Below are 26,462 nucleotides of genomic sequence, written 5' to 3'. Positions count from 1 at the left end.
CAGGCTTTTTATTTGCAGCAACGTTTACTGCTTACCTTTAGCTATAATTTCACGAGCCATTTGGTCAGCAACTGCACCGGTAGGGCGGTCTTCGTCGTTTGCACGAGCAAAAAGCTGATCCAGAGTGTCGTAAATACCACGAACACGTTTATCAGTTTCCTCTAAGCTCATATTAGCGGCTTCTGAACACACATGAATGACACCACCGGCATTAATCACGTAATCAGGTGCGTAAAGGATACCCATATCTTTTACTGCTTGATCGTGTTTAGGGTTCGCTAACTGGTTATTGGCGCTTCCGGCAATGATTTTAACTTTAAGTTGTTTTAACGTTTCGTCATTGATGGTTGCACCCAGCGCACATGGCGCATAGACGTCAGCATCAACACTGTAGATTTCATCCAAACCAACAGCTTTCGCGCCGAGTTCTTTAACGGCACGCTCTATAGCTTCTTCGTTAATGTCGGTAACGATAAGCTCTGCACCGTCTTCTGCGCAGTACTTAGCAAAGTCATAACCAACAGAACCAAGGCCCTGAACCGCTATTTTTACACCTTTAAGATCTTCACTGCCTAACTTGTGTTTTGCCGCAGCTTTAAGACCCAGATAAGTGCCCAGTGCTGTATGAGGTGAAGGATCGCCAGCTTTATCAGCAGTTCCGGCAACATGACTGGTTTCTTTCGCAACCATGTCGATGTCTTCGGTACGAATGTTCACATCTTCTGCAGTAATATAACGGCCGCTCAATGACTCGATAAAACGACCGTATGCGCGGAACAGTTCTTCGCTTTTAATTTTCTTGGCGTCACCAATAATAACCGCTTTACCGCCACCCAGAGGTAAGCCGGCCATAGCACTTTTATAAGTCATACCGCGCGACAAGCGCAGCACATCGGTTAAAGCTTCGGCCGATGAAGCGTAGTTCCACAAACGGGTACCACCAAGGCTTGGACCTAAAGTTGTGTCATGAATTGCAATAATGGCTTTTAGGCCTGATTCCTGATCATGACAAAAGACAACTTGCTCGTGATGATCGAATTCGGGATGCTCGTATAGAGACATGAATTTCAATTCCTCATTGCTTCAAAAATTGCGCGAACATTACCATTTAGATAGGGCTCGCGCTACTTAATTAAGTGAATAAATTCAGCAATTCAAACGGGTGTTTATCAACTCTTGTTTACACAGAATCGCTCAGGATTCTTCAATGTATAAATAGATAATTCCCTGATTTATCATTTCAGCAACTAGCTCAGCTTGTGGCGTAGAATTTACTCGTTTCGAAAGCTCCGATGCGGATTTTGAGCCTTGCAGTTGTGCCAGCCATTCTGCTGTGGGTAAAGCTTCCGGGATTACCGTAAAAGCTTCCCCATTGCCATAAAACTCGGTCTGACTCAGTTTTAAGAAACGGGCACCGGACGCTTTCTCTATGAATGCATTCGGTTGCGCCAATAAGTCTGGCACTTGCGCTGCTGTTGTTGGCAATTCTGGCTCGGGAAGAGGGCGTTTTGACTGCGATACAATTCTCGCCAGTAACCTGTCTGTTTCGTCACTCTCAAGGGCTTCTTTCAAAAAGCCTTTTAAGGCGGCTAATTGCTTTTCTTCAATTTCCCAGGAAGTATCGTCGCTGCCAATTTCTGGATCCTGGTATCGTTCCTGAAGGGACTCCTGTTGCATCGCAATATCGCCCAGCTGCAATAATAACTCTGCTTTTGACGGCGCCCGGAACCCAACCGAATAGTTGAGCGAAGGCTCTAAGGCAACACCATCATGCGGACAGCCCGCGGGAATATATAAAACGTCACCGGCTTTCAGGTGCTCATCAATAACGGCTTTAAACTCACCTTCTACCTGGCAAAGGTCGGCTGCTGGCTGACACTCCCGCATTGATTGTCGCTCACCAACGCGCCAGTGTCGGGAACCGGCTCCCTGTATGATAAAAACGTCATACTGATCCAAGTGCGGACCAACACCACCGTTTTCGCATGAGAAACTGACCATGACATCGTCTATGCGCCAATCCGGAAGAAAACGGAAAGGCGTTATCAATTCGCCAACGTCTGGCAGCCACTCATTTACTGATTGAACTAATAAGGTCCAGTGGCTCTCACCAAACTGCTCGTATTCTTCAAACGGGCCATGAGTAACCAACCAGCCAGATTCTGTATCTGCCTGTGACTCAATAACCCGGGAATCGGCACCTTCTTCCATGGCCAATCCAGCCAGAATTTCTGGGCTGACAGGGTCAGTAAAATCAGCAAAGCCTTGTCGAATAAGACAAGGCTTTTTCTGCCAGTAGTTTTTTAAAAAATCGTCTTTATCAAAAGCTAATTTCATACAAGATCATCAACAAACTGAGTTGCGCGGCCAATATAGCTAGCTGGTGTTAAAGCTTTCATTTCATCTTTAGCTGCATCTGGCACGTCTAAAGAGTCAATAAATTTCGCAAGATCATCGCTGGTAATGCGTTTTCCGCGAGTTAAGGTTTTCAGCTTTTCGTACGGCTTTTCAACACCGTATCGGCGCATAACGGTTTGCACCGGTTCCGCCATCAATTCCCAATTTTCATCAAGCTCAGCTGCCAGACGGGCTTCATTAACTTCCAGCTTACTCAAACCTTTTAACGTTGCCTGAAATGCAATAACGGCATGCGCAACACCTACACCTAAATTACGTAAAACGGTAGAATCAGTCAGATCACGTTGCCAGCGGGAAATAGGCAGCTTCTGAGCCAAATGTTGCATAACCGCATTAGCAATACCCAGGTTGCCCTCGGAGTTTTCAAAGTCGATAGGGTTCACTTTATGAGGCATCGTTGAAGAGCCAACTTCACCTTCAACAGTACGCTGTTTAAAGTGGTTCAAAGCAATATAACCCCAGACATCACGATCAAAATCGATGAGTACTGTATTAAAGCGAGCCAGTGCGTCAAAGTATTCTGCAACATAGTCATGAGGCTCAATTTGAGTCGTGTACGCGTTCCAGCTTAAACCTAATGACGTAACAAATTGCTCTGAGATTTGATGCCAGTCGACATTAGGGTAGGCCGCAAGGTGCGCGTTATAGTTACCGACAGCACCGTTGATTTTACCCATGACATCTACAGCTTTAAGCTGCGTCAGCTGACGTTGTAGACGCACAGCAACGTTCGCAAACTCTTTGCCCATTGTGGTTGGCGTTGCCGGTTGGCCGTGCGTACGGGCCATCATAGGAACGGCTTTGTGTTCTTTCGCCAGCTCTTTAACCCGATCAACTAATTCCTGCATCATCGGTACTAATACTTCGTCACGAGCTGTGTTCAGCATTAAGCCATGAGAAAGGTTGTTAATGTCCTCTGAAGTACAGGCAAAGTGGATGAATTCGGATACTTTATTCAGTTCTTCGTTATTAGCGACCTGTTCTTTCAGGAAGTATTCAACCGCTTTCACGTCGTGATTGGTTGTGCGCTCAATGGTCTTTATGCGTTCAGCGTCTTCTACTGAGAAGTTTTCAACAATGGCGTTCAGTATTTGTGTCGCTTCTTCACTTAATGCCGGCACTTCTTTAATGCCATCGACTTCGGCTAATAACTGCAACCAACGAACCTCAACAGTGACACGAAATTTAATCAGTCCGTACTCGCTGAAAATAGGACGTAACATTTCTGCTTTTGAAGCGTATCGTCCATCGACAGGTGACACTGCGGTTAGTGAAGAAAAGGGCAACATAAACTGGCTCTCCGAGAGTTAATTAAGTCATTAATCTTTTATGCGACATGCAACAATTGCTGCGCTGTATCTAACATTTTCTTTCTTGAAAATACGAAATGACGACGTTTGCCGCCTACTTGCTGCCAAAGCACGGCACTACGAATGCCGGCCAGCAACAAGGTTCTAATATGGTGCTGATTTGAGTCCCGCTTCAAAAACTCCGGGTTTCCATTAATTCGAATAGGCTGTCCCAGAGGACTTATCAACTCGCGGTAAATCCCCGCAAAACTTTGCTGTACGCGATAATCTTCAAATTCAAACTCTTCTTTCTGACGTTTTACCTGCGCGATACGTTCACCCAGTAAATTAAGTACGTCGGGCTGCTTAAGTAAGCGCCGGGACAGGTGGATCAATCCAACTAAATAGCGGGTGACCTCTAAATCTTTATTTTTATTATTTCCGGCCTGACGAATAAATGCCTGAATGCCTGGCTGAATATTCTCCAGACCGCCGTAAATATCTTCTATGTTGTCAGGGTTTTGTTGCAGAAGACTGTGGACCAAAGTGTTGGTAATAGACTCAGGGTAAAGTTCTCCACTGCGAGCCAGCTTCTGCACGGCCATAGTACTTAACGACATACCAGCTAAAGCAATTACTCGCTGCTGCCACTCATTCATAGCTTGACCTCAAAATCGGTAATGCGCTGTTCAATAATGCCGCCACCTAAACAAACGTCGTTGCTGTAGAATACTGCGGATTGTCCTGGCGTTACCGCTGCAACAGGCTCTTTAAACTGAACCTGAAAGTCGCCGTTATCAAGCGGAGTAACCCTGCACGGTATATCCTGCTGGCGATAGCGCGTTTTAACCGTACAATCGAAAGCCTTTAATGGTGTGGTACGACTCACCCAGTGCAGTTGCCCGGCAATAAGCCCCTGAGAATAGAGGCGGGGATGATTTTTTCCCTGCGCAACAATAAGCACATTTCTCTCTACGTCTTTATCGACAACGTACCAGGGTTCGCCGGAGGTGTCGGCCATTCCGCCAATGTGTAAGCCTTTACGCTGACCCAGAGTGTGGTACATCAAACCTTCATGTTCACCTAACTGTTCGCCATCGACAGACTCAATGGGGCCGGGCTTTGCCGGCAGGTACTGCTGGAGAAAGTCTTTAAATTTGCGCTCGCCAATAAAGCAAATACCTGTGGAGTCTTTTTTATCCGCTGTAACAAGGCCTTGCTCTTCTGCAATTTTCCGAACTTCCGATTTCTCCAGCTCGCCAACCGGAAACAAAGTTTGTGCAATATGCTCATGGCTTAGCGTATAAAGGAAGTAACTTTGGTCTTTATTACTGTCTAAACCGCGCAGCATTTCCCACTTTCCGTCGTTCTGCTGACGACGCACATAATGTCCGGTCGCAATGTAATCGGCATCTAATGCTTCTGCGGCAAATTCCAGAAAGGCCTTAAATTTAATTTCTTTGTTACACATGATATCCGGGTTCGGTGTTCGCCCGGCTTTGTATTCTTCCAAAAAGTACTCGAACACGTTGTCCCAGTACTCTGCGGCAAAATTGATTGTGTGCAGCTCTATGCCGAGTGTTTCGCAAACCTTTTCGGCATCGGCTAAATCTTCGGATGCAGCGCAGTATTCGTCAGTATCATCTTCTTCCCAGTTTTTCATAAACAGGCCTTCGACCTGATAGCCCTGTTGCAGAAGAAGATAGGCTGACACGGAAGAGTCGACTCCTCCTGACATTCCAACAATGACTTTTTTACTGGCATTTGACATAGACTGACCTGGCTGACTGTAACTCCTGAATTGGCTGCGCATTCTATCATTTTAGGCCGCGCTAGGGTAGCTCAGGAAACTACCAAACAGGCGGTTCTTCACGCCATTCGCCCGGCTGCAGCGTTTTTAACTGAAACGGACCAATTGCCGCACGTATAAGGCGCAGAGTAGGGAGTCCAACATGCGCTGTCATACGGCGAATCTGACGGTTTTTACCTTCACGAATTTTAATGCAAAGCCAGGTGTCAGGCACCGTTTTACGCTCTCTGACTGGAGGATTCCGTGGCCATAAGTTCATTGGCTCGGGCATTACAAAGGCTTCGGCTGGACGCGTCATTCCATCGTTCAATTCAACGCCATTTCGTAACTGCTCCAGTTGTTCTTCACTGGGTTCACCTTCGACTTGAACCCAGTAAGTTTTCCATACTTTATATTTAGGATTTGCCAGGCGCGCCTGATAAACGCCATCGTTGGTTAACAAAAGCAGGCCTTCACTGTCCTTATCCAATCGTCCGGCGGGGTAGACATCATTATGTGGGATGAAAGCCTTTAATGTTTGGTCGCCTTCCTCACCTGTAAATTGCGATAACACACCGTAGGGCTTGTTTAGCAAAACCAACTTAGGATTGGCGGGTCGCTTTTTCTGTGATTTCATGCCTGCCTCAAATTGTTCTGTCGATTTAAATTGGATCGCGTCAATGGATACTCTAGTATATCGGGCGCTAGTTTATCTTAATGTTAAAAAAAGTGTGGGAATTTCTGTGGATGATAACAAAGTAGTCATTGGAGGCTCACTGATTGACGCCCTAAAAGGGAACTATCAGCTTTCAGTGCGGCAAGTATTAGAGCAGTCGTTTAATATCACCAAGTCAAACTTAGTGTCTTTGATTGGTGGTTTCTTAATTTTGTTAGGCATTAACGTGCTTATGGTCCTGGCTTTAATGAGCGTGTTCTCAATTGAAGCCATAGAAAGCTCGGCGCAAATTCAATATCTTGCCAGTATTCTTCAGGCTGTTATCAGCGCACCGTTACTTGGCGGGTTGATGCTAATGGGAATTAAACATAGCGTTGGGATTCAAACAAAAACAGCCGATGTTTTTAACGGATTCAATGTACTGCTCCCGCTCATTACCGTTGCCGTTATTAGCAGCTTGCTTAGCATACTGGTCAGTGAATTAATGGTGCTGGTTCACCCTAATTTTGCAATATTAGTATCGCTTTATATTACGGTAATTTTGAGTCTTGCTATGCCGCTAGTCGTTGAACGAGGCGTGGGGCCGTTAAGTGCATTGTACTACTCGATAAAAATAACGCATTTTAAACTTCCCAAATTTATTCTGTTGTTTCTTATTATTCTGGGGTTACTGTTTGTCGCTATAATTCCTTTCGGACTTGGTCTTATTTGGATGCTCCCAATGATCTATAACCTCATTGGAGTGGTCTATCGAGACATTATTGGCGTAACTGTTATTGAGAAATCCAAAAAAGATAATTCGTCTGAAAATATTTCGGCTTGAGGACTACATGCGATTATTAACGATTTTACTGTTCATAGTACTGAGTATAGCTGCATTACTTTTACCCTGGCTTATTAAGGAGTCTGATGTAAAAGTTCCGGATCAGTCGGTTACGGCGCATTTACCGGCAATTCCGGAGGTTGAAGTTAAAAGAGATCTCCCGGATTTTATGTCAATGACAGATGTCACCGAAAAGAAGGAAGAGTTCTTTCGTTTTTTGCTGCCTTTAGTTGAAGCTGAAAATATACGTATATTGCATGATAGAGCTTATCTTAAAGCCATTTATAAACGCTATAAAAACGGCGAGCTTACCGCTGCAGACAAAAAGCAGCTGGAAGAGTGGATAAATTACTACCGTCTGGAAGACGATATTGCCATTGATGATAATCTGTTTGGTCTTCTGAAACGACGCATCGATATTATTCCGGAAATGATGGTTTTGGTGCAGGCCGCCAATGAATCTGGTTGGGGAACTTCGCGTTTCTCCAGAAAAGGTTTAAACCTATTTGGGCAATGGTGTTACTCGAAAGGTTGTGGTCTCGTGCCTACCGGAAGAGTTGAAGGTGGTCGCCATGAAGTTGCGCAGTTTGACTCGGTTAATGCCTCAGTAAAGAGCTACATGCGCAATATAAATACCCACGGAGCATATCTGGATTTACGTTTACTGCGTGAGCAAAAGCGTTTAAATAATGCAGATATTTTGGCACGAGATCTTATTACTGGGCTTTCGAGCTATTCAGAGCGCGGCGAGGATTATATTGAAGAGCTACGAGCAATGATCCGTATAAACCGACCAATTGTGGAACGCGTTAGCGAAGAACTGAATCCACCACCACAACCCGAATAACGCACTTCGGCATAATAAAAAAAGGCTCCAATCAGGAGCCTTTTTTGTCTTGTTTAAGCCAGCTGTTTAATCGGAATATCACTCATTAAAACAGGCTCATTATTTACATTATTTACTGCATCAGAGCTAAAATTTTCGGTATCAAAAGCTTTATCGCCGTTTTCATCGGCAACGCCATTGGCAGTAACCGATTTAAAGTCAAACAAGGCATTGTCAGCCAGGTGCGAAGGAACAACATTTTGCATTGCGGTACATAAACTCTCAATTCTTCCTGGAAACTGCTTATCCCACTGGTTAAGCAGTTGCTTTATTTGCTTCCTTTGAAGATTTTCCTGAGAGCCACACAAGTTGCACGGAATAATTGGAAACTCCATAGCCTCCGAATATTGCTCTATGTCCTTTTCCCGGGCGTAGGCAAGTGGTCGAATAACAATATGTTCACCGTTATCGCTTGCGAGTTTCGGCGGCATCGATTTTAATTTTCCGCCATGAAACATATTTAAAAACAAGGTTTCAATCATATCGTCTCTGTGGTGTCCCAGAGCTATCTTAGTGGCTTTTAACTCCTTTGCCGTACGGTACAAAATTCCACGGCGTAAACGCGAACAAAGAGAGCAGGTTGTCTTTCCTTCAGGGATTTTATCTTTCACGATACTATAGGTGTCTTCTTCAACAATTTTGTATTCAACACCAAGCTTTTCTAAATACTCAGGAAGTACATGCTCTGGGAAACCTGGCTGTTTTTGATCAAGGTTAACGGCGATCAGGGAGAATCTCACAGGAGCGACTTTTTGCAGGTACTGCAATGTGTCTAACAGAGTGTAGCTGTCCTTGCCACCGGACAGACAGACCATGATGCGGTCACCATCCTCAATCATGCCAAAGTCTTGTATGGCTTTGCCGGCTTCGCGGCGAATACGTTTCTGTAGTTTGTTGAAACTGTATTTGTTTTCACTGGCCATAATGGCTCCTGCAACCTGTCATATTTAAGCATTAGGAGCCGGATTATACCTGAGGCATTAAACTCAAGCGAGGGGACTAACGAAGTCTTCTGGTTTAATGGCTAATACGTCGCAATTTAACTGATCCAGCACATGCTCCGCGGTATTGCCCAGTAACGCAGCGCTTAACCCAGTGCGGCCAATAGTCCCTAACACGACTAATTCGGCATCCAGTTGTTTGGCTGCTTCGGGTATCACTTGTTCCGGTAAACCTTGAGAAAGGTACTGGTAGTGACTGGAAATGCCATACTGCCGGCCAAGAGCAGCCATTCGGTTTACATGATGCTGCTCGAGTGCATCTGTATATTCGCTGACATCAAACTCCGGAATTTCTACCGCTACATTAACGGGCGCACTAGGGTACGCATTAACCAAATGCACACTGGCATCGAGAACTTTGCTCATTGATTGAGCGTGTTCAATAATTCGTTTATTTAATTGCTGATGATGTTCTTCTTCTGAACCGGTGTGAACAGCGGCAATAATTTGGCCATGACTGGGCCATTCGTGTTCTTTGACCAGCAAAACCGGGCAGGGGGCTTTTCTTAACAAGTGCCAGTCAGTTGGTGTAAAAATGAGATTTTGGAAACTCGCACTGACCTGAGTACCTTTTATGATGAGATCATGCTTGTGCTTAATCGCTTCTTTTATAATGGCTTCAAACGGGCGATTGTGCCAAACAACGCTGATATCAATAGCAATTGCGTCTGTATCAAATTCACTCAACAAGTCTGTTAGCCAGGCTTTTCTGTCAGCAATGAGATTAGAACGCATAATATCGCGTTCTTCGCTGGATAACATGGTTGTCATTTCATAAGAGAAGTCGTAAATGGATAAAAACAACGTCAGTCTGGCATCACTCAATCGAGCCATATGCAGACCTCTTTTCAAGGCTTTATGCTGCTCATCAGCGGCATCTATAACGACCAAAACATGACGGAATGCGTCCATACTCACCTCATAATAAATCCGCGTCTATTAGTTAGATTAGACGAAAGCAGAAAGCTTTGCAGGCTTTATTGAAAAAAAGGTTTGAGGAGGGTCAATAAACTCCATAAGGCATAAATAATCAGTAAAACACCCATGGCTGTGCGAACCCCCTGAGCTCGCAAAAAGTTGTGCAGAAACTGGCTGAAATGACCTGCTGCAACCATAGCTGGCAAGGTTCCTAAGCCAAAAGCCGCCATGGTTAATGCGCCACCGCTGGCTGAACCACTTAACGCGGCCCAGCTAAGAGCACTGTAAACCATACCGCAAGGCAGCCAGCCCCATAGGGTTCCGGCAAAGAAAGTGGCAAAAATACCCGGTTTGTTTCTTAGCTTAGCGGCAAAGGGCTGAACCTTTCGCCATACCGGGCTTGCAGCTTTTTCCAAATAAACCAGGCCAGCAAACCAGCCCGTAAAATAAAGCCCTAATAGAAGCAGAAAAATAACCGCCAACCAACGCAGAATAACGGTTGTATAACCACCTTCGGGAGCAAAAAAGCCTATGGCGCCGCCGACAAGTGCTCCAATTATCATATAAGAGGACACTCGGCCTAAGTTATAGAGCCAGACGTGATGGGGCTTAGTATTAATGCCCATGGCGCTTGCTATCCCACCACACATCATCAGGCAGTGACCAGCGCCCGCAAGGCCCATGAGTAATGCGGTTACAAGATCAGCGCTTTGGCTTATCGGATTCATCATCGGCCTTGTTGTCTTCATCATCCATTAGAATATTGAGACCCTGACGCTCAATATCTTCAAACTGATCGGAGCGTACCGCCCAGAAAAAAATAGCCACGGCGATGATCACAAAAATTATCGCAACCGGTATTAACGCGTAAATTACACTCATTTTCGATACAACCTTAAAGAGTTACCAATGACCAACAGAGAGCTGAGCGACATGCCAAGCGCTGCTGCCCATGGTGCAACCATACCAATAGCTGCAACAGGTAATATAGATACATTATAAACTAATGCCCAAGTGAAATTTTGCTGCATCACCTTGCGTGTCTTCAGAGCGCTTTCTATAACCACTTTTATTTGATTCAAGGACTCTGACATTAATACAACGTCGGCTGCGGTTTGCGCCAAGTCTGATGCTTTTGAAAAGGTCATTGAAAGATCAGCTTTTGCAAGAACCGGACTGTCATTGATGCCGTCACCGACCATCCAGACAGTATGACCTAATTGTTGTTGTTCGGTAACGAATGCCAATTTTTCCTCTGGCTTTAATCCACTATGGTACTCAGCTATGCCTAACTCCTTAGCCAGTTCATGGACTCTGGACTCACTGTCACCACTTAATATGATAGGCTGATAGCCATTTTCTTTTAACCATTCTATGGTTTCTGCTGCACCGTCCCGTACTTGATCCTCAACCCGGAACTGTGCCAAAACCTGCTTTTTGCTTGCCACAATTACCTGGTACTTATTAAGTGCTTTAAACTCAGGGTGCCATTGCTGAATAAAACGTTCACTGCCGACGCGGTAAACTTCACCGTCAAGTTCGCCTTGCAGTCCGGCCCCCATTTCGTTGCTGACATGAGTAAATTTAGCAGGGGTATCTGAAAGTTGACTCAAAGGAACGGAAAGAGGGTGCTCGGAAAACAGTTCCAGTCCACTAACAATATGATTCACTGTTTTGGGGTCGATAGAGTCCTGGCGCTCAACAAGCCGAAACTGCCCCTCGGTTAAAGTACCGGTTTTATCAAGACAAACTTTGTCTAACTGCTTTACAGACTCTAATACATCAGCGCCTTTAAGTAATATCCCATCTCGATTGAGCCGATGAATAATACCGGTAAGCGCGGTGGGAGCGGCAAGTGATAAAGCACAAGGGCAGGTTGCAACCAAAACCGCTAAAGTAACCCACAGCGCATGCTCAGGCTGAATCCACCACCAACTGAAGAACGTAATAACAGCAATAATTAAAATGGCAGCAATAAAATAACCTGCAATTTTATCAATAACTTGCTGAGCTCTTGGCTTAACCGCTAATGCAGAGTCCTGCATTGATATAATACCCGCCAGCACGGTCTGCTGAGCAATAGCCGTCACTTTGACGCGTATCGGTGAGTGCTGGTTAATACTGCCGGCAATAATTGCGTCGCCAAGCTTTTTCGAACGCGGCAGGCTTTCACCTGTTAGCAAACTTTCATCAACCTGTGCCTGCGGATTTAACAACTCTCCGTCGGCAGGAATGGTTTCACCAGCTTTTACACGAATAATGTCGCCGACGTTTAATTGCTTAATAGCAATAGATTCAACAGCGTCATCAGTTTCTCTGGAAGCCAGCTTAGGTAAAAGAGTCAGCCGGTTAGTTGCAAATTTTAACGCACGTTCCTTTGCGAGTAGCTCAAGAAAACGTCCAGTTAAGAGGAAGAAAGTGAACATGGAGATGGATTCAAAGTACACCTCGCCAGTATTGGTAATAGTAGCGTACACACTGGCACTGTAAGCTCCTAACAAAGCAATACTTACCGGAATATCCATATTCAAGCGTGAAGCCTGTATAGCCCGAAGAGCGCCAGCATAAAAAGGTTGTGCACTGTACAGAATGACTGGAGTTGCAAATACCAGACTGACTCCCCATAAAAAACGCTGTAAGTCAGGAGAGAGGTCACTTACCACACCAAAGTACAGGCCAAAAGCAATCATCATTACTTGCATGGTGGCAATACCTGCCACGCCTAAGCGCCTTATATAACTTTTTCTCTGGCGCTCATATTGCTGTTCAGCCTCATTGGCCTGAAATGGCAAAGCTTTATAACCAATTCCTGCTAACGCTCTGAGAATATTGCTGAGTTTTAACTCCTCAGGTGACCAGCTAACCTGTAATCGACGACTGGTAACATTAACGATAGCTTTGTGTATGCCTTTCAAACGCATTAATTCACGTTCAATAAGCCAGCCGCACGCACCACAAGTGATATTCTCTATTGTCAGAGTGGCAACCTCAGTGCCATCACCTTCGTGTCTTACAAACTCTTTTTGTAAGTCAGGGTGGTCATACAAATTCAAATCATTTAACTCATCAGGGAGTACAGGAGTCTCCTGAAGTTGAGAGATGTCCCTGTGTTCATAATAAGCATGTAGACGATGTTCAATAATGGTTTCTGCCACGGCCTGGCAACCGGCACAGCAGACGGGCTTTTCTGAGCCTTTATATTCAACAGAAAGGTTGACTCCCCGGGGAATAGGCTGCAGGCAGTGGAAGCATTCCATGTGTTTAAACTCCGTATAATAATGGACGAAGTTTTGTTAATTCACTTTTAGGGAGTTGATACTTTTCGCTCACTTTCCATACCTTGTTATAGGGTTCAACAGTAACGGTCCACTTGCCGCTAATGTTGTCTGGAATATCAGCCCGGTAGGTACCGTCTGCGGCGACACTTAGCAAACGACTAAAGTCCTTTTCAGGCTGAGTAGCATGCACAAAATAAACCCGTAAAGCTGACAGCTCTTCCGGTTCACCTGAAGCATATTTTAGAGTTAACTTGCCCTGATTTGCAGTAAATTCGAAGGAAATATTACGACGCTGAGCTTCTTCAACGTTTTCAATAACAGCGTTAATTGTCTTGCCGCGTTTATAGTAATCGTCGACCACCATCGAAAAGTTGCCCTCAGAGATGGACAAATAAATGATAACACCGCAAACGATCATTACAGTAACGGGAAGGGAAATAAGAAACCATGGCCAAAACTGCTTATACCAAGGTTGAATCATAATAGGACCTCTTACAAAAAACCCCGCCGTAGCGGGGCTATATACTGCGTTTTATTCGTCGTTTGACAAGCTGTAGACATAAGCTGAGATAACATGAATTTTATCTTCACCTAAAATGTTTTTCCAGGCAGGCATAACGCCGCTACGCCCATACCTAATAGTTTCTTCAATTTTATTAATTGAACCGCCATATAGCCAAACATTATCAGTCAAGTTAGGAGCACCCAGCTGCTGGTTACCTTTTCCATCCTGTCCGTGACAAGCGCTGCAGACTGCAAAGTTTGCCTTGCCGGCTTCAACCAAGTCAGGATCTCTGTCGCGGCCACTAAGACTTGCGACGTAGTTTGCCAGTTCATTAATTTCTTTATCACTGAACTGCTCACCAAAAGGTGCCATGTTACCGCGGCGACCTTCTAATAAGGATGTCTTAATATCGCTTGGCTCACCACCGTACAACCAGTCATCATCAGTCAGGTTAGGGAACCCTTGGCCACCCATAGCGTTTGAGCCGTGACACTGAGCACAGTTTTGCAAGAATAGTCGTTGACCAACATCTAAAGCATCTTCATTTTTTGCCAGTTCTTTAACAGACTGCTCTGCAAATGCTTCAAAAATAGGGCCGTATTTCTCTTCAGCTGCACGAATCGAACGATCGTACTCAACTATCATTCCTTTTTCATGGGCTTCTTCCATTGCTTGACGAGACTCCTCTAGAGAGCGAACGTCTTGGTTTGAACTTTTCCAGTCCAATAGGCCATTGAAATTGCCTAACCCAGGATATAAAGCTAAGTACAAAAAGCCCCAGGCAAAACAGGCCCAGAATAAATAGGTCCACCACTTTGGAAGAGGGTTGTTTAACTCAACAATTCCATCGAATTCGTGGTCCATTTCCTGACCTTCTTCGATGTGAGTATAATTTTTCATGTTCCAGCGCAATAGCCAAATTAGTACCACCAAAGTGGCCAGCGTCAGAACAATAATCCATGCACTCCAGAAGCTACTCATCTTTCTTCGACTCCGGTTTGTCGCTTTTATCTACTGATGACTCGTCCTCAAATATGGAATTAGCCGCTTCATCAAATTGTTTTTTTGTGCGGCGACTGAAAGCCCAAAACACAATAGCAATGAAAATTGCCAATATGATCAGGCTAAACACGCCGCGCCAGGTTCCGTAATCCATTACTTATCAGCCTGCTGTAACGCAGTGCCAAGAGACTGCAAGTATGCGATAAGAGCGTCCATTTCGGTTTCACCCTGAACAGCTTCTTTAGCCCCGGCAATATCCTCATCTTCATAAGGAACGCCAAGCGAACGCATAACTTCCATTTTCTTAGCGGTGTCTTCACCCGTTAGCTTGTTTTCTGCAAGCCACGGGAACGCTGGCATATTTGATTCAGGAACCACATTTCGTGGGTTCATTAAGTGAACGTGATGCCACTCATCACTGTAACGTCCACCAACCCGAGCCAAATCAGGACCTGTCCGTTTAGAACCCCAAAGGTGAGGGAATTCCCATACGTGTTCTCCGGCTAAAGAGTAATGTCCATAGCGTTCTGTTTCAGCACGGAAAGGTCGAATCATCTGACTGTGACAGTTGTTACACCCTTCGCGGATATAGATATCACGGCCTTCAAGTTCTAATGCTGTGTATGGCTGTAGCCCTTTAATCGGTTCATTGGTCTGCTTCTGAAAAAGTAGGGGAGTGATTTCTACCAAACCGCCAATAGAAACAGCAAGAATCATTAAAATAGACAGCCAACCTAAGTTTTTCTCAACAAATTCGTGTTTAAAGCGACTCATTATTCTCTCCCTCAGGCAGTTTGTACGACGTTGCCTGCAGCTGTCTCACGACGGCCGGCACGAATTGTCTGGTAACAGTTATAAGCCATAAGCAGCATACCAACGACAATGAACACACCACCAATAAAGCGGCCTGTCCAGAACGGATACGATGCTTGAACACTCTCTACGAAACTATAAGTCAGTGTTCCATCAGAGTTTGTCGCACGCCACATAAGACCTTGCATAACACCTGAAATCCACATTGAAACAATGTAGAAAACTACGCCGATAGTGTGTAACCAGAAATGAACGTTAACCAGCTTAATGCTGTGAATTTCTTTCTGATTAAACAAGCGAGGTACCAGGTAGTACATAGAACCAATGGTAATCATCGCAACCCAGCCTAGAGCGCCTGAATGCACGTGACCAACGGTCCAGTCGGTGTAGTGAGAAAGGGCGTTTACTGATTTGATTGCCATCATCGGACCTTCGAAAGTCGACATACCATAGAATGACAGAGATACAATCAGGAAGCGCAGAATTGGGTCGGTACGCAGTTTATGCCAGGCACCCGATAAGGTCATGATACCGTTGATCATGCCGCCCCACGAAGGAACGAACAGAATGACTGACATCACCATACCCACTGACTGAGTCCAGTCTGGTAAAGCGGTGTAGTGCAAGTGGTGCGGTCCGGCCCAAATGTATAAGGAAATGAGTGCCCAGAAATGAACAACCGACAAACGGTACGAGTAAACGGGGCGTTCCGCCTGCTTTGGTACAAAGTAATACATCATACCCAGGAAGCCGGCTGTCAAAAGGAAACCTACAGCGTTATGTCCGTACCACCATTGAACCATGGCATCTACAGCACCTGAGTAGATTGAATATGACTTAGTAAACGACACTGGTATCGCGAAGCTGTTCACAATATGCAGCATGGCGATAACAACAATAAAGCCACCGTAGAACCAGTTCGCCACATAAATGTGCGATGTCTTACGAATAGCCAATGTCCCAAAGAAAACAATGAGATAAGCAACCCAAACGACAGCAATCAGGATATCGATTGGCCATTCCAGTTCTGCATACTCTTTGCTGCTAGACAGGCCCAATGGCAGAGTAATAACCGCTGCAACGATGACGGCCTGCCAACCCCAAAAGGTAAAAGCTGCCAACTTATCTGAGAACAAGCTCACTTTACAGGTCTTTTGAACCACGTAATAAGAGGTAGCAAAAAGTGCACTGGTACCAAACGCAAAAATAACGGCGTTAGTATGTAGTGGGCGAAGACGGGAGTAGGTTAACCAAGGTGTATTGAAGTTTAGCTCTGGCCAGACTAGCTGAGCAGCTATCAATACGCCCAACGCCATACCGACGATACCCCAAATAATGGTCATGACAGTAAACTGCCGAACGACCTTCATATTATATTCGATCGGTTGTTGTGGAATTGTTTGACTCATCTTTTAAATCCGCAGTGATTAAGATCAGGAAAAAGGTGACTTTTACCAGACACGATCCATGTAAAAGTACGTGCATTTTACGTCTTGTGACTCAAAAGGTACAGGGCAGATTACTATTGTCCCTAGTCTTTTTAAGGTTATTTTGTTTTAAACCGGCTCACAAGTTGACTCAGATCAATGCTGTTTTTACTGAGATCCCGGCTTACTTCAGATACCCGCGTATTTGCGTCCTGGTTAGCATGGGAAAGGTCAGAAATGCCCGTGATGTTTTCATTCAAATCTTTAGTGACCCGACTTTGTTCATCGGTGGCTGATGCAATTTGTATGTTCATACTGGAAATGTTGGCGACCGCTTCCTGAATTTGGCTAATTGCCCGTTCGGCTTTCAATGCCTCTTCGTTGGTCGATGCTGAGCGGTGTTCAACATCATTGATAATTTGACTGACCTCTTTAATTGCTCCCTGAATACTTTCCACAATAGAGGAGATTTCATCGGTTGAATGTTGGGTTCTGGTTGCTAAAGTTCTGACTTCATCAGCAACTACAGCAAACCCACGCCCTGCATCACCGGCCCGGGCGGCCTCAATAGCTGCATTTAATGCAAGTAAGTTCGTTTGTTCAGCAATTGCAACAATAACACCGAGTATATTACCAATCTTATCTGAACCGTCCTGTAATAACCGGGCTTTCTCGCCAGCTTTACCCAGTTCAGAGGTTAGTGCCTCAATGTTATTGACCGATTCACGAACAATGATTGCCGAACGACCAGCTTCTTCATCGGCGGTATTCGCTGAATCGGCGGCCTGACGGGCATGGTCGGCAACCTCTGAAGCTGATGAAGATAATTCAGTTATTGCTGTAGCGATAGAGCTTGTTTGAGAACTTAATTCATCACTCTGTCGACTGCTCGTAGCAGATAAGTCAGTGAGTTGACTAGCAGCTTCGCTTTCATTTTTAGCACTTTCCTGAACGCTCTGTACGAGTTGCTGTATTTTGTGTACAAAAGTATTGAAAGAGGTCGCTAATTTAGCGAGTTCATCAGAGCCAGAGTCATCGAGCCTCCGGGTTAAATCACCTTCACCTTCAGCAATATCAAACATGGCGTTATTAATCGTTTTCAAAGGACGAGTAATACTGCGTATGATCAAAACAAACAAAAGAAGGAGAGGCACAGCAAGAAACAGAGCCAACCCAGCTAGTTTAAAAAACTCCTGCCACAACATGCTGGTAATATTATCGGTGTACTGACCTGTCCCCATAATAAGGTTCCAGGGTTCAAATACTCTTATTCTGCTAATTTTAGGAACCAGGTTGTTGGCATCACTGCCTTTTTGCCATATGTATTCTACGGTAGCCCGATCAGCTGAACGTGCTTTCTGGACCATCTCCTGAAACAGTCGAGTGCCTTCCGGATCTTCGTAGCTGGTTACATCTTTGCCGACTAACTGTTTAGAGAAAGGGTGTTGTACTAAAACGCCGTCACGACTTAGCGTAAATATGTACTCCACGCCTTCGTAGCGAATGTTATCAAGGCGAGCATAAGCTTCCGTTCTGGCTTCAGATTCGCTGAGGTTACCATCCTGATATTCCTGATGATAATGGCTGACTATGGTATGAGCAGCGTCAAGTACGGCGTTGAGTTTACGTTTTTCTTCCTCAACCAACAGGTTGTTCAAAATGAACATCATAAACGCCACCATCAGAGCTGTTCCTAAAGCGGCAATTCCCAGTAGTAAAACCAGTCTCTGCGTAATACTTAACTGCTGTATGATCTTCATTGATGATCCTTAGTCAACCGACGGAAAGCTTACTTAATAAGCTATCGGCAGTTTACAAAATATTTACAGTAAAAAAGTAGCGCAAAGATCAATATTTTGTCTAAGAATTCACCCCTCGTTTTTTAGTACCAGTGCAGATAGCGCCGGTAAAGTGAAAATAGTAACAAGCGCAGCACCTATGAGACCAAACATCACAATAGCCCCAACCCCGCGGTAAAGCTCTGTACCAGCGCCTGGAATAAAGACCAGGGGAGCAATACCACACAGTAATGAGGGCGTCTTTGTCCATCAGAATACGAACTTGTCGTTGAGCACCTCCGCTAACGTTTACCTGAGATACCCCGGCAACCGATGACATTCGCGGTCGTACATTATCCTCAATGTAATCTCGCATCATAACCATATCGATATTCTTCGGATTATCCTCAATAGGAGCGACGCGAAAGTACATGAAAGCATCACTTGGAAAAGACGCGGAAAAATTCGAGGTTACCCGACATTCTCTGGATAATCCGGCACCTGACTTAACGCATTGTTAACCAGGATTAATGTTCCGGTAACATCAACGCCAAAAGGAAAGCCCAGTTCTATACTCACCTCACCATTACTTGCACTGCTTTCCATGCGCTGTAAGTTAGGTACCGTACGAAGAAATTCTTCCTGCTCTATAAGGATTTCTTTCTCTATGTCCTGAGGCGTAGCACCGGGCCATTGTGTTTGAACAGAAGCTGCGAGTTATTCATGGCTGAAAGGGTGGTTGGTACTTTAACTGTATTTACTATCGGTTTTTTATTCGCCTCTATATACTCAACGGGTGTTTGAGCCTGCGTTACACTAGCGACCAATAACGACGTTACTATTAAGGATTGTTTTAACCACGATGTCATCATTCGCACTCAGCCGATTATTTTAATTGAATATTTAATAAGCTACGCAAAAGTTCAAAGATTCGATTACTATTGTAGACCAGAGCTTTAATTTAAGGTGCCTGCTATGAGTCTTACCGATCCAAAAACATTTGAGTGTCCTTACTGCATGACAATTAACGATATTGAAGTGGACTGGTTAAATGATATTGGGCAACAGCAGATTGTCGATTGCCAGGTCTGCTGCCAGCCAATAGAAATAGAAGTAATACAATTGGGCGATGAGATACAAATAAAAGCGCACCGCGATGACGAGTAGGGTGCGTTTTATGAAATTATATAGCAGCGATTTCTTTAGACGCTTGCTCGAATCCTTGTTGACGAGATTCATCCCCCATGTTCATTCCTTCTGCACGAACTACAGTAACGTCAGTAATTCCGATAAAAGAAAGTGCCTGCTTTAAGTAACTTTCCTGATGATCCAGTGCTTGCATATCGCCCTCAGAATAAATGCCACCACGACCTGAAGCGATATAAACCTTCTTGTCCTTAACTAAGCCTTGTGGACCTTGTTCCGTATATTTGAAAGTTACTCCGGCCTGCAGCACGCGATCAATCCAGGCTTTCAACTGCGTAGGGATAGTAAAGTTGTACATGGGCGCACCAATAATAATGGTATCTGCATCAAAAAGTTCCTGTACCAACTCATTAATCAAAGGCTTATCGTCGGCTAAAAGCTCTTCAGCCGTAAGGTGATCAACCGGGTTGGCAACCAAGTCGCGGTACACAACCGTTGTTTCTTGGTTATTTTTAAGCTGAGAGACAATGTCGCGAGTTAATTGGCGACTAACTGACTGATCAATAAAGATACCCGAATCTAAATGTAAGACTTTCATACAAACCTCATTATTCTCTTTTTTAAGATAGGCACAGTATAATTCGTTCCAAATACTTTAATAAGAAGCTAGAATGAGAACTTACGTTCCATTAGCGGAACCTTGAGGTCTTTATGTCTTTTCCCGATGTCACAAATTATTATCTATTTGCTCAAGTCATCGCCTCCGGCAGTATTAGCGCTGCCTCAAGGGATTTAAGTCTGCCAAAATCAACCATAAGCCGGAAAATGGCTCAGTTGGAGGACGAACAGGGCACAAGACTTTTTCACAGAAGTCGAAGCGGTCTTAAACTAACTGATGTTGGCCGTGAGTTTCTGGTGCATTGTGAGCGCCTTGTCAGTGCTGCTGAGTCAGCTCGACAAGTCACTCAGCGTCTACTGGATAAGCCGCGAGGAAAAGTTGAAGTTAGCGCGCCTTATGCAATCAGTCAGAGTTTGTTGGTTCAGGTGTTACCAGAATTCATGAGTTTGTACCCGGAGGTCGAAATACAGCTCGTGGTTACTAACCGTCCAGTGAATCTGGTTGAAGAGGGCATTGATGTTGCCTTGCGGGTTAGACCCACCATAGAAGACTCCAGCCTGATTGCGAGACCAATTAGCCAGGCACCTCAGACACTTTACATTGCGCCCGGCTTAATTCAGGACAAAGCCATTCTGAAACCCGAAGATTTACTAAAATTCGAGCATCTCAGTATGCACTACACAAACGGCCGCTATGGCTATGAACTGATTCACAGTTCGGGCCAGCAAAAGAATATCAGAATAAAACCACGGCTTATTACCGACGACATGATTGTGTTAAGAGAAGCCGCAATCAAACAATTAGGGATTGCCGCTTTACCTAATTACCTCTGTAACGAAGCGGTCAATAATGGCGACTTAGTTCCGGTATTAACCGACTGGCATTTGCCAATCGGAATTATGCATATGACGTACTCACACCGACGGGGAATTCTTCCCGCTGTACGTGTTTTTATCGACTTTCTTGCCGAAAAGCTTCCAGATCTGGCTCAGCAGCAGTTTTAAAAAGTAAGCACTTCGTAGGGCTGTTATACTTATATAGTTATGATTTAACATAATATACATTATACGCAATTATGTATTTGAAGCAGATACCTTCAAATTCCGCTATTTCTTTAGAAGGTTCTTCGGTGGTTCCCCGGTTGGCGTTGCCAAGGAATAAAGTACGCACCACCAATACAAGAAATTGAACTCTGGCATTGGTTATGTCTGGTGTCGTGACAAGATGACAAAACGACAACGTTACCGCATAAGTTATAGAGCCTTCAGCATGTCTAAAGCCTGTTGTCGACTTGCAGGCTGCATTGTTCTTCTCCGTTTTTTATTACCACAGCAAAACGCTCTCAATTAGCCATTTCTGTTATCATGTCTTTATTGCTAGTTAAGAGAAGAACAATTCAATGAAATTAGATAATTTCGCATTGCAGCCACAAACAAACGAATGGTTGAAAGAGCTCCCGGCCGAACTTAAAGAAGATGCATTAGTTGGACAAAGACGAGCTGTTAATGCATTGAACAACGCCTTGCGCCAACAAGGCACTTATTCAAATATCTATGCGTTGTTTCCTACAGGGCTTTTGAAACGAGACATTCTCGACTCATATTTTAACGAAAACCATTGGGAATTTACTCAGTGGTATGACTGGATTTACCTGGCAAACCCAACAGATCCACTAAGGCCATTATGTGTGAATTTACCCTCAGGTACCGCTGATGCCGCTATCAAAGCTATCTGGGGGTTTCTGCAACGTCCACTAGACCAGCGCGACGAGGCCTACAAAGCGATAATTGAGCAGTTTGATACCCATAAGTTGCGTGATTATATGCAGCAGATTAGAGATAAAAAAGCCGAGGAAATTCAGGGTGAAAGTCTGGCTTCTGTTCTTGTAGGACATGAACACCCTGCCCCTTATTATTATTGCGACCGCGTAACCGAAGAGCGTTTGTTCGGACATATTGGGGTTCAATCCATTGAAGGCACGGTTAGCTCAGAGCTTCACCTTATTGAAGCGGGCTTACTGCACAAAGCAAATGGCGGTGTATTGGCCATTGAAGTTGCGCAGTTGCTGGAAAATATCAAGCTCTGGAAACGTTTAAAAGACGTTATAGAAGGCGGTGAATTTGAATGGCCAAGACAGTCGCCTGATTCAGGTGCTGCTTTTTTCTATCGGCCTGAATCAGTCCCTGTGAGCATAAAAATTGTTTTACTCGGCTCTCGCAACGAGTACGCGCAACTTCGCGAATACGACGAAGACTTCGACCATTTTTTCCCGTTTCTTGCGGACTTTCATGGTCATTACGCGACGCAAAACGAGCCAGTAGCGCCTTACTTCAACTATTTACAGTATGTGTGGCAACTGGCTGACGTATTGCCCTTGAGCACCGACGGTTATTCTGCCTTGCTGCGCGTTTGTGCCAGATATACCGATTACCAGCAAGAATTGACACTTAATACAGTCAGTCTGCTCCAGCTTCTTCGGGAAGCCAATGATTGCGCGTTGCAGAATCAACACGCAAAAATTGATAAAGCAGCGATAGATTTAGCGCTTCAGCAACAACGCGATCGCGAAGGTAACCTTGCCGAACTCAGTCGACGCAGCATTCTTGAGCAGCAGGTTCGAATTGATACGCATGGCACCGCCGTTGGTCAATTGAACGGTTTGACCGTTGTGACTATGGGCGGCAGTGAGTTCGGCGAACCTTCCCGAATTACCGCGACCATTCACTACGGTGACGGCGATATTATCGATATAGAGCGTAAATCTGATCTCTCCGGTAATATTCATACCAAAGGCGTCATGATTCTAAGTGCTTATTTGGCTAATCAATTTGCCCGCCATGAACCTTTGTCAGTCTCAGCAACCGTTGTGTTTGAGCAGTCTTACTACGAAGTTGATGGAGACAGCGCGTCACTTGGCGAGCTTTGTTGCTTAATTTCAGCTTTGGCAGAACAGCCAGTTAAACAGTCTCTTGCCATTACCGGCGCGGTTGACCAGTTTGGTAATGTTCAGTCAATTGGTGCGGTAAATGAAAAGATTGAGGGTTACTATGCGCTTTGTGCACACCGGGGACTTAACGGTGAGCAAGGTGTCATTATTCCGCAGTCAAACAAACATCAACTCAACCTTAATGACGAAATCGTTGAAGCCGTTAAAAATCGGCAGTTTCACGTTTATACCGTTGAACATGTCGAGGAAGCCTTAGAGCTATTAACCGAAATACCAATTAAAACCCTTTTCCAGCACGTGCGGGACCGTACATTGGATAGTTCTGACAATGATCAACCTCGCAGCTTTTGGCGCCGTATTTTTAGCTAAGAAAGAACTTGTCGGATTTGTTTGGCGTACAGTTGTACGCTAAACTGCGCCCTAGTTTTTGAATAACTAAATTAGGGTATTTATGAATCAGTCGAGCTTTACTCGCGAAGAACTTCTGGCCTGCAGTCGCGGGGAAATGTTTGGTCCTGGCAACAGCAAGTTGCCAGCCCCCAATATGCTAATGATGGATCGCATCATTGAAATTAATGAAGACGGCGGTTCGGCCGGCAAAGGTTTTATCCATGCTGAGCTCGATATCCATCCTGATCTTTGGTTCTTTGATTGCCATTTTAAAGGTGACCCTGTCATGCCTGGTTGTCTTGGCCTTGATGCTATGTGGCAATTGCTTGGTTTTCACCTGGCATGGTCTGGTGGACCGGGCCGCGGACGTGCATTAGGTGTTGGTGAAGTGAAGTTCACCGGGCAAATACTCCCTGAACATAAAAAAGTAAGCTACTACATTGATATGACGCGAGTCATTAAGCGCAAATTGTTCATGGGTGTGGGCAATGGACGCGTGGAAGTAGACGGCCGCGAGATCTATACCGCCAAAGACTTAAAAGTGGGTCTATTTACAGACACCTCTACTTTCTAAAACTCGTCTTAAACGAAAAAACGCCGATGCTTTTTTGTATTTAAGCATCGGCGTTTAAATTATCTATCTATTTACTTCTGACACTTAGCGGAATAAGCCGGTATTTCTGGCCTCCATTGCATCTCGCCAACCTCCCAGCCAGTGGGATCTAAAATCATCTTGAGTTTGATAAGGACAGTGGTCTTTTGAGCGGCCATGCAAACCAGCTTTAAAGCCTTGAGTATGTGCTCTTTCAAAGCGATCACGCTTTTGTCTTTTCATAAATCTATCCCTCGCCTGTTATTCACAGATTATTATTTAGAGAGTTGAGGCGTTTTTTGTTGCCTCATTACTATTGATAGACTTATTTCAGGAGAGTTCAATTGTAAAAGCAGCACAGTATCCATTGACTTTTTTTAACGGATTGAAACTGTGCTACTTTTTATTTTCTAAGCGATTATGATTTTTTGGTCTTAAGGAAGGCTCTTCTGCGTATTGCGGTAATAAGCAAACCAAGTGAGCCTAAAGTAAGCAGTGAAAACAGGCCGGTTGACGCACCTTCACGCTCAATTTGATTCTCTTCCTGGCGGCAGTTATTCAGTTCACCATCAACAGGATCAAGTTTGATTGTTACTGCGACTTCCCGCGTTTGAGTCTCACCCGATTCGTCCTGATACTCTTGCTGTTTAAGGGCTGTAGCAAGGATAACACCGTTATCATTTATGCTATTGGCTTCTACTATATCGTAAGGACTATCACAACTAATCGCGTCGTTTAAGTTAATAAACTCTGCAGCCTCATCGGTACTGTCATAAGCAAAACCAACGCGTTGCCGAACGTTAGACAACGTTGCTTCAATCTCGCCTGTACCTACTGCCATGCCATTATTGTTAATTGAATGAATAATGGTTGAGGATCCAGTGAAGAACCCCGGTACCATCGTCAGTTCATCGAGATCAACATCATAAATGAAAGCTGTGTTTCTTAAGGTACCAGACAAGTTTTCAACTAAATAACCAGCCGCCTGGTTATTATCATTGATGTCTTTTGCTGACCCCCAGAAATATTTTTCATCTTCTGTCACAGGTACTGCTTCACCGTCAACGAAAATGGCTGGCATACGAATAGCGCCGCGCTGAGGATGGTAAGTCCAACTCTGGCCGACAGCAATACCGTTATTGTTGACAGCAAAAGCATAACTTGAGAAATCTCGATCATCTTCCTCGTTTCTTGGAACTAATGTCCCAAGCTCTTGCTGGCTAATAACTTCGCCACTAGCATCAAGCTGCCATAAGAAGCCTCTAACATCATAAATTGAACGTCGTGCAGAGAAGCTTGATCTCCCGCCACCAAAGCGAGGATTATAAAAAGGCTCTATATTTGACGCGCCGGTGCTTTTTGTCTCAAACCAGATGTTCCAGGCGCAAACCTGAAGTGGAGCAGAAACGATATCATCTTCATCTTCTGGTTCGCAGTTAGCTATGCGCTCTTCGGATCTTGGGCTTACACCTACACTGGCATATCCCGCCGCTAGTCCGCTATCGTTAATATCGAAAAGAGCACTTTCACCACCAAGGTAATCCGTTGCTGGAGGCGTTATTGAAGTCGTTTCTCCGTTATTATACCAAACGCCCCGAGTAATGAAGTCTGAAACAAAAAATTCAGAAGTTTGCTCCTCACCTTCACCATCTGTATATGTGTACTCAATGAGACCAAACGGAGCGCTGCTGTAACCCACTGCCGAATTCTGGTTATTTATTGAATAAAAAAAGCTGTCTGTGCTGTCTTCTAACTGATCTTCGTTTGCAGGAAAGGGAACAATGGACTGAACAGTCGTATCAAAATAATAAGAACGGTTAATGCCGACCCTTTGCTGCTGAGGTTCAGAGTTTCGCTCATTGGCTATTTGCTGAATAATGTATTCTCGTTGTTCCGGCGTTAAGGTATCAACCTCCTCTATGTCGGCGATTCCCGCTTTCTGCAAAATAGCTGGAGATATCTTAGTCAGATCAAGTTCAACATCGGTCGGTAGGCGCGAAACACCGACAACAAACTCCTGAGCATTGATATCCTTCGCAAAACTGTGGCGAAAATTATCAGCGGTTGGAATTTCTTCAATTTCATATTTATCTGCTACAGCAGAGAAAGATATTGTCGACACTATCGCGACTGTGAGTGTTTTCAGCGTAAATGATTTCATTATT

The 26,462-nt window shown here is 44.7% G+C and carries 26 protein-coding genes and 1 pseudogene; 6 read left to right on the top strand and 21 right to left on the bottom strand.

Features of this window, described 5'->3' with window-relative positions; genetic code table 11:
- Window positions 1-24 precede the first annotated feature (24 nt).
- The 6 genes from ACP7FG_RS01865 to ACP7FG_RS01840 form a co-directional block, all read right to left on the bottom strand.
- Window positions 25-1,062: a Glu/Leu/Phe/Val dehydrogenase dimerization domain-containing protein gene (locus ACP7FG_RS01865; RefSeq protein WP_054487703.1), complete on the bottom strand. Its 1,038-nt coding sequence runs from the start codon at window positions 1,060-1,062 to the stop codon at window positions 25-27.
- 132 nt (window positions 1,063-1,194) lie between these two features.
- The gene (locus ACP7FG_RS01860; RefSeq protein ID WP_417439566.1) at window positions 1,195-2,337 is read right to left on the bottom strand and encodes a cupin domain-containing protein; all 1,143 of its coding nucleotides are present in this window, start codon (window positions 2,335-2,337) and stop codon (window positions 1,195-1,197) included.
- Window positions 2,334-3,704, bottom strand: coding sequence for an adenylosuccinate lyase (purB, locus tag ACP7FG_RS01855; protein WP_439225450.1), 1,371 nt, complete (start codon window positions 3,702-3,704; stop codon window positions 2,334-2,336). The genes ACP7FG_RS01860 and purB overlap by 4 nt, the downstream gene beginning before the upstream one ends.
- A 41-nt stretch (window positions 3,705-3,745) precedes the next feature.
- Window positions 3,746-4,366, bottom strand: coding sequence for a high frequency lysogenization protein HflD (hflD, locus tag ACP7FG_RS01850; RefSeq protein WP_439225342.1), 621 nt, complete (start codon window positions 4,364-4,366; stop codon window positions 3,746-3,748).
- Complete coding sequence (mnmA, locus tag ACP7FG_RS01845) at window positions 4,363-5,478, bottom strand: tRNA 2-thiouridine(34) synthase MnmA (protein ID WP_439225341.1); 1,116 nt, start codon at window positions 5,476-5,478, stop codon at window positions 4,363-4,365. Before mnmA ends, hflD begins: the two co-directional genes overlap by 4 nt.
- 79 nt (window positions 5,479-5,557) lie before the next feature.
- A complete protein-coding gene (locus ACP7FG_RS01840; protein WP_054487714.1) occupies window positions 5,558-6,133 on the bottom strand; it encodes a pseudouridine synthase in 576 nt (191 codons plus the stop codon).
- A 106-nt stretch (window positions 6,134-6,239) separates the two neighbouring features.
- Between ACP7FG_RS01840 and ACP7FG_RS01835 the strand changes: the two genes are divergently transcribed.
- Complete coding sequence (locus ACP7FG_RS01835; protein WP_439225340.1) at window positions 6,240-6,995, top strand: hypothetical protein; 756 nt, start codon at window positions 6,240-6,242, stop codon at window positions 6,993-6,995.
- Window positions 6,996-7,002: 7 nt separating this feature from the next.
- Complete coding sequence (locus tag ACP7FG_RS01830) at window positions 7,003-7,842, top strand: glucosaminidase domain-containing protein (RefSeq protein WP_439225339.1); 840 nt, start codon at window positions 7,003-7,005, stop codon at window positions 7,840-7,842.
- Between the two features lie 53 nt (window positions 7,843-7,895).
- Here ACP7FG_RS01830 and ttcA read toward each other — a convergent pair whose 3' ends face one another.
- From ttcA to ACP7FG_RS01770, 12 genes and pseudogenes are all read right to left on the bottom strand, one after another.
- Window positions 7,896-8,804, bottom strand: coding sequence for a tRNA 2-thiocytidine(32) synthetase TtcA (gene ttcA, locus ACP7FG_RS01825; RefSeq protein ID WP_439225338.1), 909 nt, complete (start codon window positions 8,802-8,804; stop codon window positions 7,896-7,898).
- Window positions 8,805-8,867: 63 nt separating this feature from the next.
- Window positions 8,868-9,794, bottom strand: coding sequence for a universal stress protein UspE (uspE, locus tag ACP7FG_RS01820; protein WP_439225337.1), 927 nt, complete (start codon window positions 9,792-9,794; stop codon window positions 8,868-8,870).
- 65 nt (window positions 9,795-9,859) lie between these two features.
- Window positions 9,860-10,531 (bottom strand): sulfite exporter TauE/SafE family protein, encoded by a 672-nt coding sequence (locus ACP7FG_RS01815; RefSeq protein ID WP_233399476.1) that lies wholly within the window; start codon window positions 10,529-10,531, stop codon window positions 9,860-9,862.
- Window positions 10,503-10,682, bottom strand: coding sequence for a cbb3-type cytochrome oxidase assembly protein CcoS (ccoS, locus tag ACP7FG_RS01810; RefSeq protein WP_054487724.1), 180 nt, complete (start codon window positions 10,680-10,682; stop codon window positions 10,503-10,505). Before ccoS ends, ACP7FG_RS01815 begins: the two co-directional genes overlap by 29 nt.
- Window positions 10,679-13,057 carry a heavy metal translocating P-type ATPase gene (locus tag ACP7FG_RS01805; RefSeq protein ID WP_439225336.1) on the bottom strand — a complete coding sequence of 793 codons (2,379 nt, stop codon included), beginning with the start codon at window positions 13,055-13,057 and terminating at the stop codon, window positions 10,679-10,681. Before ACP7FG_RS01805 ends, ccoS begins: the two co-directional genes overlap by 4 nt.
- A gap of 4 nt (window positions 13,058-13,061) precedes the next feature.
- Window positions 13,062-13,559, bottom strand: coding sequence for a FixH family protein (locus ACP7FG_RS01800; protein ID WP_439225335.1), 498 nt, complete (start codon window positions 13,557-13,559; stop codon window positions 13,062-13,064).
- 51 nt (window positions 13,560-13,610) lie between these two features.
- Window positions 13,611-14,564 (bottom strand): cytochrome-c oxidase, cbb3-type subunit III, encoded by a 954-nt coding sequence (gene ccoP / locus ACP7FG_RS01795; protein ID WP_054487729.1) that lies wholly within the window; start codon window positions 14,562-14,564, stop codon window positions 13,611-13,613.
- Window positions 14,557-14,739: a cbb3-type cytochrome oxidase subunit 3 gene (locus ACP7FG_RS01790; RefSeq protein WP_054487731.1), complete on the bottom strand. Its 183-nt coding sequence runs from the start codon at window positions 14,737-14,739 to the stop codon at window positions 14,557-14,559. Before ACP7FG_RS01790 ends, ccoP begins: the two co-directional genes overlap by 8 nt.
- Entirely contained in the window at window positions 14,739-15,359 is a 621-nt protein-coding gene (ccoO, locus tag ACP7FG_RS01785; RefSeq protein ID WP_054487732.1) for a cytochrome-c oxidase, cbb3-type subunit II, read from the bottom strand. Before ccoO ends, ACP7FG_RS01790 begins: the two co-directional genes overlap by 1 nt.
- Before the next feature lie 11 nt (window positions 15,360-15,370).
- Window positions 15,371-16,807: a cytochrome-c oxidase, cbb3-type subunit I gene (gene ccoN, locus ACP7FG_RS01780; RefSeq protein ID WP_054487734.1), complete on the bottom strand. Its 1,437-nt coding sequence runs from the start codon at window positions 16,805-16,807 to the stop codon at window positions 15,371-15,373.
- A 137-nt stretch (window positions 16,808-16,944) separates the two neighbouring features.
- Window positions 16,945-18,585, bottom strand: coding sequence for a methyl-accepting chemotaxis protein (locus ACP7FG_RS01775; RefSeq protein WP_439225334.1), 1,641 nt, complete (start codon window positions 18,583-18,585; stop codon window positions 16,945-16,947).
- A 268-nt stretch (window positions 18,586-18,853) separates the two neighbouring features.
- Window positions 18,854-19,311, bottom strand: a pseudogene (locus tag ACP7FG_RS01770) (efflux RND transporter permease subunit); the annotation flags it as partial.
- A gap of 267 nt (window positions 19,312-19,578) precedes the next feature.
- Here ACP7FG_RS01770 and ACP7FG_RS01765 point away from each other — a divergent pair.
- A complete protein-coding gene (locus ACP7FG_RS01765; protein ID WP_054487742.1) occupies window positions 19,579-19,770 on the top strand; it encodes a CPXCG motif-containing cysteine-rich protein in 192 nt (63 codons plus the stop codon).
- Between the two features lie 16 nt (window positions 19,771-19,786).
- On the opposite strand, the gene ACP7FG_RS01760 is transcribed toward ACP7FG_RS01765, so the two are convergent.
- A complete protein-coding gene (locus tag ACP7FG_RS01760) occupies window positions 19,787-20,347 on the bottom strand; it encodes an FMN-dependent NADH-azoreductase (RefSeq protein WP_439225333.1) in 561 nt (186 codons plus the stop codon).
- A gap of 113 nt (window positions 20,348-20,460) precedes the next feature.
- Here ACP7FG_RS01760 and ACP7FG_RS01755 point away from each other — a divergent pair, with 113 nt between their 5' ends.
- The 3 genes from ACP7FG_RS01755 to fabA all read left to right on the top strand — a co-directional run bounded on the left by ACP7FG_RS01755 (window position 20,461) and on the right by fabA (window position 24,279).
- Window positions 20,461-21,372: a LysR substrate-binding domain-containing protein gene (locus tag ACP7FG_RS01755; protein ID WP_439225332.1), complete on the top strand. Its 912-nt coding sequence runs from the start codon at window positions 20,461-20,463 to the stop codon at window positions 21,370-21,372.
- A gap of 395 nt (window positions 21,373-21,767) precedes the next feature.
- Window positions 21,768-23,684 (top strand): AAA family ATPase, encoded by a 1,917-nt coding sequence (locus tag ACP7FG_RS01750; RefSeq protein WP_439225331.1) that lies wholly within the window; start codon window positions 21,768-21,770, stop codon window positions 23,682-23,684.
- Between the two features lie 82 nt (window positions 23,685-23,766).
- Window positions 23,767-24,279, top strand: a complete 513-nt coding sequence (gene fabA, locus ACP7FG_RS01745; RefSeq protein WP_054487751.1) for a 3-hydroxyacyl-[acyl-carrier-protein] dehydratase FabA — start codon at window positions 23,767-23,769, stop codon at window positions 24,277-24,279.
- A gap of 84 nt (window positions 24,280-24,363) precedes the next feature.
- Here fabA and rmf read toward each other — a convergent pair whose 3' ends face one another.
- Together rmf and ACP7FG_RS01735 are read right to left on the bottom strand one after the other, a co-directional pair.
- Window positions 24,364-24,540 carry a ribosome modulation factor gene (gene rmf / locus ACP7FG_RS01740; protein ID WP_074930759.1) on the bottom strand — a complete coding sequence of 59 codons (177 nt, stop codon included), beginning with the start codon at window positions 24,538-24,540 and terminating at the stop codon, window positions 24,364-24,366.
- Window positions 24,541-24,715: 175 nt separating this feature from the next.
- Window positions 24,716-26,458 (bottom strand): DUF3466 family protein, encoded by a 1,743-nt coding sequence (locus ACP7FG_RS01735; RefSeq protein WP_439225330.1) that lies wholly within the window; start codon window positions 26,456-26,458, stop codon window positions 24,716-24,718.
- Window positions 26,459-26,462: the final 4 nt, after the last annotated feature.

The organism is Idiomarina sp. ST10R2A5, assembly GCF_051842325.1.
In the GTDB taxonomy this organism is placed as follows: domain Bacteria; phylum Pseudomonadota; class Gammaproteobacteria; order Enterobacterales; family Alteromonadaceae; genus Idiomarina; species Idiomarina abyssalis.
Note: the sequence above shows the minus strand (reverse complement) of the source record. Positions and strands in the feature narration are given on the sequence as shown.